This window comes from Sphingobium sp., assembly GCF_032153725.1.
GTDB lineage: Bacteria > Pseudomonadota > Alphaproteobacteria > Sphingomonadales > Sphingomonadaceae > Sphingobium.
Window position 1 is genome coordinate 1 of record NZ_JALDYQ010000121.1, and the last position, 7,973, is coordinate 7,973.

General features: G+C 64.7%; 8 protein-coding genes. 6 read left to right on the forward strand and 2 right to left on the reverse strand.

Annotation, left to right across the window (positions count from 1 at the left end; translation table 11 throughout):
* Nucleotides 1-123: 123 nt before the first annotated feature.
* Nucleotides 124-1,413: an amino acid permease gene (locus tag RUH75_RS22750; protein ID WP_313809484.1), complete on the forward strand. Its 1,290-nt coding sequence runs from the start codon at nucleotides 124-126 to the stop codon at nucleotides 1,411-1,413.
* A gap of 70 nt (nucleotides 1,414-1,483) precedes the next feature.
* Here RUH75_RS22750 and dnaJ read toward each other — a convergent pair whose 3' ends face one another.
* Together dnaJ and dnaK are read right to left on the reverse strand one after the other, a co-directional pair.
* Nucleotides 1,484-2,611: a molecular chaperone DnaJ gene (gene dnaJ / locus RUH75_RS22755; protein ID WP_313809485.1), complete on the reverse strand. Its 1,128-nt coding sequence runs from the start codon at nucleotides 2,609-2,611 to the stop codon at nucleotides 1,484-1,486.
* 63 nt (nucleotides 2,612-2,674) lie between these two features.
* The gene (dnaK, locus tag RUH75_RS22760; RefSeq protein ID WP_313809486.1) at nucleotides 2,675-4,573 is read right to left on the reverse strand and encodes a molecular chaperone DnaK; all 1,899 of its coding nucleotides are present in this window, start codon (nucleotides 4,571-4,573) and stop codon (nucleotides 2,675-2,677) included.
* A 177-nt stretch (nucleotides 4,574-4,750) separates the two neighbouring features.
* Between dnaK and RUH75_RS22765 the strand changes: the two genes are divergently transcribed.
* The 5 genes from RUH75_RS22765 (at nucleotide 4,751) to RUH75_RS22785 (ending at nucleotide 7,850) form a co-directional block, all read left to right on the forward strand.
* Complete coding sequence (locus tag RUH75_RS22765; RefSeq protein WP_313809487.1) at nucleotides 4,751-5,218, forward strand: copper chaperone PCu(A)C; 468 nt, start codon at nucleotides 4,751-4,753, stop codon at nucleotides 5,216-5,218.
* On the forward strand, nucleotides 5,215-5,673 hold the full coding sequence (locus tag RUH75_RS22770) for a vgr related protein (protein WP_313809488.1): 459 nt from the start codon (nucleotides 5,215-5,217) through the stop codon (nucleotides 5,671-5,673). The genes RUH75_RS22765 and RUH75_RS22770 overlap by 4 nt, the downstream gene beginning before the upstream one ends.
* A gap of 33 nt (nucleotides 5,674-5,706) precedes the next feature.
* Nucleotides 5,707-6,060, forward strand: coding sequence for a hypothetical protein (locus tag RUH75_RS22775; protein ID WP_313809489.1), 354 nt, complete (start codon nucleotides 5,707-5,709; stop codon nucleotides 6,058-6,060).
* Between the two features lie 79 nt (nucleotides 6,061-6,139).
* A complete protein-coding gene (locus tag RUH75_RS22780; protein ID WP_313809490.1) occupies nucleotides 6,140-6,802 on the forward strand; it encodes a peroxiredoxin in 663 nt (220 codons plus the stop codon).
* A 4-nt stretch (nucleotides 6,803-6,806) separates the two neighbouring features.
* Entirely contained in the window at nucleotides 6,807-7,850 is a 1,044-nt protein-coding gene (locus RUH75_RS22785) for a rhodanese-like domain-containing protein (RefSeq protein WP_313809491.1), read from the forward strand.
* The last annotated feature ends 123 nt before the right edge of the window (nucleotides 7,851-7,973 follow it).

Below are 7,973 nucleotides of genomic sequence, written 5' to 3' on the forward strand. Positions count from 1 at the left end.
GCCTTCGCAGGAGCACGGTGCGCTTCAGGGAAGGGTCTGTAAGCGGACCGTCCACAATCCACCCAAAACCACCCTCCACAATCCGCGCTGGCCAAGCTCTGCCCGCATGGCTAGCATCCCGCCATGGACGCCAGGCACGGCAGCACAGCACCCCCGCGCGCGCTGGGCCTTTCCGCCTGTATCGCACTGGTCATGGGCAATATGATCGGGTCGGGCGTGTTCCTGCTGCCCGCCTCCCTCGCGCCCTATGGCTGGGACGCCGTCGCGGGATGGGTCTTCACCATCGCCGGATCGCTCGTGCTGGCCCATGTCATCGCCCGGCTGACGGTGCTGATGCCCGACGCAGGCGGCACGGCGCAGTTCATCACCCGCGCCTATGGTCCGGTGGCAGGCTTCGCAATCGGCTGGATCTACTGGATTTCGGTGATCTTCACCAATGTGACCATCGCCGTCGCCGCCACCGCCAATCTCAGCAGCATCTTGCCCGCGATCGACCGCCCCGGCATGGGCGCGCTCGTCTCGATCGGCTTTCTTTGGGCCACCACCGGCATCAACCTGATCGGCGCACGCGCGGCCGGCGCGACCCAACTCGCCACCACCGCGCTCAAGCTGATCCCGATCGCCGTGGCCTTCATCCTGCTCGCCCTGATGCTGGGGAACGGCCAGGCGGAAATCGTCCCCTTTCCCGCCCAGGGCTTTACCAGCGCTGGCATCACGGCTTCGGCCGCGCTGACCCTCTGGGCGCTGCTCGGCTTCGAATCCGCCAGCGTCGCCGCCGACAAGGTGCGCGATCCCGCCCGGACCATCCCCCGCGCCACGCTGATCGGCACGGCGGTCACCGGCCTCATCTACCTGCTCGTCTGCTCGGGCATCGCGCTCACCCTGCCAGCGGCGGAGAGCCAGTCAGGCTCCCCCTTCGCTGCCTTCGTCGCGCATTACTGGTCGCCGGGGCCAGCGCATTTCATCGCCCTCTTCGCCACGATCAGCTGCCTGGGCGCGCTCAATGGCTGGACCCTGCTCCAGGGCGAAGTGCCGCTCGCCATGGCACGGGGCGGCGAGTTGCCACGCTGGCTGGCCGGAACCAACACGCAGGGCACGCCGGTGCGCGCGCTGCTGCTGTCCTGCGGGCTGGGGACGCTGATGCTGATCGCCAACAGCCTGCAAGGGTTGATCGCGCTCTTCACCGCCATGGCGCTGCTGTCGACCTCGGCCACGCTGTGGCTTTATGTCGGCTGCGCGCTGGCGGCGCTACGGTTCCGGCTGGTGGTGCCGACGGCGTTGGTAGGGTTGGGTTATGCCCTATGGACGCTCTGGGGCGCTGGGCTGGTGCCTAGCGGCGCGAGTTTCCTGCTGATGGCGGGAGGATTTCCCTTCTACGCCTGGGCGCGGTGGGAAGGGAGGAGGTTCGCTTGAGTCTGCGCTCCGTACTCCTGCGAAGGCAGGACCGGGTTCCTGCCTTCGCAGGAACAGGAATCCCCAAGCTTCAATCCCCCCACAATTCCTTGAGCTTGCTGAAGAATCCCGTCGACTGCGGGCATTCCTCACCCGTCTCCGTCGCGCGAAACGCCTCCAGCAACTCCCGCTGCTTCGCGTTCAGCTTGGTGGGCGTCTCGACATCGACCTGAATCACCAGATCGCCCTGCCCGCGCCCGTTCAGCACCGGCATGCCCGCGCCGCGCTGGCGAAGCTGCTTGCCCGACTGGATGCCGCTCGGAATCTTGATCTCATGCCGCCGGCCATCAAGGCCCGGCACCTCGATCACGCCGCCCAGCGCAGCCGTCGTGATGCTCACCGGCGCGCGGGCGAACAGAGTGGACCCGTCCCGCTCGAAGATCGCATGACGCTTCACATGCAGGAAGATATAGAGGTCGCCGGCCGGCGCACCCCGCGCCCCAGCCTCGCCCTCTCCCGACAGGCGGATGCGCGTGCCTTCATCGACACCGGCGGGAACATTGACGGAGAGGGTCTTGGGCTTGTCCACCCGTCCCTCCCCCCGGCACGACCGACAGGGAGATTCAATCACCTGCCCTGCGCCATGACAGGACGGACAGGTCCGCTCCACCACGAAAAAGCCCTGCTGCGCCCGCACCTGACCATGGCCATGGCACGTGCCACAGCTCTTGACGCCCGTGCCCGGCTGCGCGCCGGACCCGTCACAGCTTTCGCAAGCCGCCGAAACCTCAATCTCGATCTCGGTCTTCTTGCCGTGATAGGCCTCGTCCAGCGTGATTTCCAGGTCGTAGCGCAGGTCCGCCCCGCGCCGCTGCGCCTGACGACCGCCACCGCCGCCGAAACCGGACTGGCCGAAAATCGTTTCGAAAATATCGCCAAGGTCGGAAAAGCCGCCCGCCCCACCGCGCCCGCCGCCGCTAAATCCGCCATTCTGGAACGCCGCATGGCCGAAACGGTCATAGGCCGCGCGCTTCTGCGGGTCCTTCAGGCATTCATAGGCTTCGGAAACGGCCTTGAACTTGGCCTCGCTGTCGGTGCAGCCCCCGGTCTTGTCCGGGTGATATTTCATCGCCAGCTTGCGATAGGCGCTCTTGATCGCCCCGGCATCCGCCGTGCGCTCAATTTCGAGCAGTTCGTAAAAATCGATTTCGGTGCTCATCTCGCCCCCGGCGTCCCTGCCCCATCATGACCACAACGGCCATGACGGGGCAAGCACATCAGCTTACGCCTTGTTGTCGTCCACTTCCGAGAATTCGGCATCGACGACATCATCGTCCGCCTTGGGAGCTTCGCCGCCCGGAGCAGCCGCAGCCGCCTGCTCCTTCTCATAAATGGCCTGACCCAGCTTCATGGCGACCTGCGCCAGTTCCTGAGCCTTCGTCTTCATGGCTTCCGGATCGCCGCCCTCAACCGCCGACTTGGTGGCGGCAACCGCGGTCTCGATCTCGGACTTCAGCTCCGCATCCACCTTGTCGCCATGCTCACTGAGCTGCTGCTCGGTGGTGTGGATCAGGCTTTCGGCGTTGTTCTTGGCTTCCGCCGCCTCGCGCTTCTTCTTGTCCTCGTCGGCGAAACGCTCGGCATCCTTGACCATCTGGTCGATGTCGGCGTCCGACAGACCACCCGAAGCCTGAATGCGGATCTGCTGCTCCTTGCCCGTGCCCTTGTCCTTGGCATGGACGTTGACCAGACCATTGGCGTCGATATCGAACGTCACCTCGATCTGCGGCACGCCACGCGGCGCGGGCGGGATGCCGACCAGATCGAACTGGCCAAGCAGCTTGTTGTCCGCCGCCATTTCACGCTCGCCCTGGAACACGCGGATCGTCACCGCCTGCTGATTGTCGTCGGCGGTCGAATAGACCTGCGACTTCTTGGCGGGGATGGTGGTGTTGCGGTCGATCATGCGCGTGAACACGCCGCCCAGCGTCTCGATGCCAAGGCTCAGCGGGGTGACGTCGAGCAACAGCACGTCCTTGACGTCGCCCTGCAGCACGCCCGCCTGAATGGCGGCGCCCATGGCAACGACTTCATCCGGGTTGACGCCGGTGTGCGGTTCCTTGCCGAAGAAATCCTTCACGGCCTCGCGCACCTTGGGCATGCGGGTCATGCCGCCGACGAGCACCACTTCGCTGATCTCGCTCGCGGAAACGCCAGCATCGGCCAGCGCCTTCTTGCAAGGCTCCATCGTCCGCTTGATGAGGTCGGCCACCAGCCGCTCCAGATCGGCGCGGGTGATGTTCTTGACGAGATGCTTGGGACCGTTCTGGTCAGCGGTGATGAAGGGCAGGTTCACTTCCGTCGACTGCGCCGAGGACAGCTCGATCTTCGCCTTCTCAGCCGCTTCCTTCAAACGCTGGAGCGCCAGCTTGTCCTTGGTGAGGTCGATGCCTTCGGCCTTCCTGAAGTCCTCCGCCAGATATTCCACCAGCTTGGCGTCGAAATCTTCACCGCCCAGGAAGGTGTCGCCATTGGTCGACTTCACCTCGAACACGCCATCGCCGATTTCGAGGATGGAAATGTCGAACGTGCCGCCGCCAAGGTCATAGACCGCGATGGTCTTGCCGTCCTGCTTCTCCAGACCATAGGCCAGCGCCGCCGCGGTCGGCTCGTTGATGATGCGCAGCACTTCCAGGCCCGCAATCTGCCCGGCGTCCTTGGTTGCCTGACGCTGGGCGTCGTTGAAATAAGCGGGAACGGTGATGACCGCCTGCGTGACCGTCTCGCCCAGATAGCTCTCGGCGGTTTCCTTCATCTTCTGGAGCGTGAAGGCGGAAATCTGCGAAGGGCTGTAATCCTTGCCACCGGCATTGACCCAGGCGTCGCCGTTAGGACCCTTGGCGATCTCATAGGGGACGAGTTCCATGTCCTTCTTGGTCATGGGATCATCGAAGCGGCGGCCGATCAGGCGCTTCACCGCGAAAACGGTATTATCCGGATTGGTCACGGCCTGCCGCTTGGCGGGCTGGCCGATCAGCCGCTCACCATCCTTGGTGAAGGCGACAATGGAGGGCGTCGTACGCGCGCCTTCCGCATTTTCGATCACCTTGGGCTTGCCGCCATCCATCACGGCGACGCAGCTGTTGGTCGTGCCAAGGTCGATACCGATTACTTTTGCCATCTTGTCCTCTTTGAACCCCAAATCACATTCAGCGGTTAACGGCCCCATACCTCACGAAAGCGCCAAGGCAAGGGCGTTTGCGCAAGGGATATAGGCGCGCTTTTGCTTGGCACAAGAAGCAGTGATGATTAGCGTTGAGAAACGATCCGATCAGAGACACTCAGGAAGCCCTTGGCCATGCGCGCATATTTCCCCTTCATCGCCCTTGCAGCCCCCTTGGCGCTCACGGCCTGCGGCGATCCCGCGCCCACTTATGTCGATCAGGCCTGGGTGCGGCTCAGCCCCAATAAGGACACGCCGTCCGCCGGCTATTTCGTCGCCCATGGCGGCGATGCGGGCACGCAGTTGCGCGGCGTCCTGACCGACTATGCGCTCAAGGTGGAGATGCATGAGAGCATGAACCACGGCGGAATGATGAAGATGGAGCCGCTGCAAAGCGTCGACATCCCGGCCAGATCGACGGTCGCCTTCGCGCCGGGCGGCAAGCATCTGATGCTCTGGGGCGTCAACGACACGGCGATCGCCCGGGGCAAGATGACGCTCACTTTCCTGCTGGCCAATGGCGACCGGCTTCTGGTCGACGCGATTATCCAGAAGCCCGGCGCCGCTCCCGCCTCCGGGGCGGAAGAGCATGAGGGCCATTGACCGGCCGCCCGCTGACGCCAGCGGAAACCGCCCTCGCCCGCTCCGTTTTCGCGGGAGCGATCGATTATGACCGCGTCAGGGTGCATGATCGCAAATGGTGGCCGTTTCAGCCCAGGGGCGTCACCATGGCGCCCGATGGCGACCTCTGGTTCCATCCGGCCAGCGGCCTCTTCTGCGCGGATTTCTGCGACGGGCCGCTGCACCTTCAGGGGCATTTCATCCATGAGATGACCCATGTCTGGCAGGCCCAGCGCGGCGGCAAATGGTTTCTGCCGCTGATGCGCCACCCCTTCTGCCGCTATGGCTATGAGATCGTGCCCGGTCGCCCGTTCCGCCGCTACGGCCTCGAACAGCAGGCGGAGATCGTGCGTCACGCCTTTCTGATGCGGCGCGGCCTGACGATCGCAGGCAAGCCGCCGCTGCCGGTCTATGAGGCATTGCTGCCCTTCGCATAGGGAGGATTGAAGCATTGTGCTACACTCCCGGCCATGCGCGCCCTCACCGCCCTTCTCCCCCTCGCCGCCTTCCTGGCCACCCCCGCGCTTGCGCAGTCCACCGGCCACGCCGGTCATTATTATCTCCGGGGCGTGATGGAGACAGGCTCCGAACTGATGCTCCACCCCGACGGCCGCTTCCAATGGTATCTGGTCTATGGCGCGCTGGACCTGTTTGCCGAAGGCCGATGGACCGAAAAGGACAACAGCATCACCCTCACCTCGGAAAAGACGAAGGACGTCCCTCAACCCGGATTCCAGACCCTGACGCTCACGATCAGGGACAAGTCGCTGATCCCGCCCGATGGCCACGGCGCCTATATCCGGCCCGCCGACGACAAGGATTGAACCGCTACCGCCGTCCGCCGCTCCGTGATAGCTTCAGCAGTCCGCCGAAAAGCGGGCCGAGTCTTGAATGGGAGGCATTATGACACTCTCGATCGGCAGCAAGGCCCCCGACTTCACCGCTGAAACCACGCAGGGGCCAATCCGCTTTCACGACTGGCTGGGCGACAGCTGGGGCATCCTCTTCTCGCATCCCAAGGATTTCACCCCGGTCTGCACCACGGAACTGGGCTATCTCGCAAAGCTGGCCCCCGAATTCGCCAGCCGCAACTGCAAGGTGATCGGCCTCTCGGTCGACCCGGTCGGCAATCACGACCGCTGGCTTTCCGACATCAAATCCGCCACCGGCGGCGACGTCACCTACCCCATCATCGGCGACCGCGACCTGAAAGTCGCCCAGGCCTATGAAATGCTCCCCGCCAGTGCCGGCGACAGCAGCGAAGGCCGCACCGCCGCCGACAACCAGACCGTCCGCACCGTCTACCTCATCGGCCCGGACAAGCTGATCAAGGCGATGCTGAGCTACCCCATGAGCAGCGGCCGCAATTTCGACGAAGTCCTCCGCCTGCTCGACAGCTGCCAGCTCACCGCGAAGCACAAGGTCGCCACCCCGGTGAACTGGAAATGGGGCGAGGACGTCATCATCGTCCCCGCCGTCTCCGACGAGGAAGCGAAGGAGCGCTTCCCCGAAGGCTGGAACAGCGTCACGCCTTACCTCCGGATAGTCCCCCAGCCACAGGACTAGGACGATGTTCTTCGCGGTCTTCAAGGATGGCGAGGGATGCAAATCCTATATCATCGCCAATGAGGCATGCTGCGCCGCGGCCATCATCGACCCGGCGCTGGATTTGGTCGACCGTTATCTGGGCGAGGTCAACCGGCAGGGCCTGCGCGTCCGCTACATCATCGACACGCACACCCATGCCGATCATTTCTCCGGCGCGCGGGCCCTGCGCGAAGCGCTCCACGCCCCGATCGTCATGCACCGCTACTCGCCCGCCCCCTATGTCGACCTGCATGTGGAGGACGGCCACAGCCTGCCGCTGGGCGACATGCGCATGCGCATCCTCCACACGCCCGGCCACACCCGCGATTCCATGTGCATCCATGTCGATGATCGCCTCTTCACCGGCGACACGCTGCTGATCGGCGGCACCGGGCGCAGCGACCTGCCCAGCGGCGATCCGGTCCAGCTGCATGACAGCCTGTTCCACAAGCTGCTCGACCTGCCCGACGACACGCTGGTCTTCCCCGCCCATGACTATAAGGGCCGCGAAGGCTCCACCATCGGCCAGGAACGCGCCAACAACCCCCGCCTCGCCAAAACCGGACAAGCCGATTTCGTCGCGATGATGAACAGCCTCAACCTCTCGGCCCCCACCCACCTCACCGAAGCGCTGCGCACCAACATGTCCGGCGGCAAGACGGTCCGCCAATTGCTGGGCGAAGCGGGCGCCACAGTCCCCTTCATGGCGATGGACGAACTGCTCCGCCGCCTCGATGCGCGGGCCAACGACTTCGTGATCCTCGACGTGCGGGAGAAAGACGCCTTCGCCGCCGGCCATGTCCCCGGCGCGATCCACCTGCCGCGCGGACAACTGGAACTGCGCGTCAACGAAGTCCTGCCCGACCCGAGCGTGGAGGTGCTGACGGTCTGCGAGCTGGGCAAGATCTCGACCCTCGCCGCCGCGACGCTGCACGAACTGGGCTTCAACCGCGCCACGGCGCTCGACGGCGGCATGACCGCATGGCGCGAAAAAGGGCACCCCCTCGAGAAGATGCCGCGCCCCTGAGGGAAAAGGCAAGCATGCCGTGGTCATCCCAACGACCCGCAGGACGGCTCACGACCATTTGCGGACACTCCCACCCTCGTCACCCCGGACTTGATCCGGGGTCCCGCTGCCTTTCAGATGTGC

What these genes read in the sequence shown, in the direction of transcription:
- RUH75_RS22785 (WP_313809491.1), top strand. Translation starts at nt 6,807, where the DNA reads ATGTTCTTCGCGGTCTTCAAGGATGGCGAGGGATGCAAATCCTATATC.
- dnaJ (WP_313809485.1), bottom strand. Translation starts at nt 2,611, where the DNA reads ATGAGCACCGAAATCGATTTTTACGAACTGCTCGAAATTGAGCGCACG.
- RUH75_RS22750 (WP_313809484.1), top strand. Translation starts at nt 124, where the DNA reads ATGGACGCCAGGCACGGCAGCACAGCACCCCCGCGCGCGCTGGGCCTT.
- RUH75_RS22775 (WP_313809489.1), top strand. Translation starts at nt 5,707, where the DNA reads ATGCGCGCCCTCACCGCCCTTCTCCCCCTCGCCGCCTTCCTGGCCACC.
- dnaK (WP_313809486.1), bottom strand. Translation starts at nt 4,573, where the DNA reads ATGGCAAAAGTAATCGGTATCGACCTTGGCACGACCAACAGCTGCGTC.
- RUH75_RS22765 (WP_313809487.1), top strand. Translation starts at nt 4,751, where the DNA reads ATGCGCGCATATTTCCCCTTCATCGCCCTTGCAGCCCCCTTGGCGCTC.
- RUH75_RS22780 (WP_313809490.1), top strand. Translation starts at nt 6,140, where the DNA reads ATGACACTCTCGATCGGCAGCAAGGCCCCCGACTTCACCGCTGAAACC.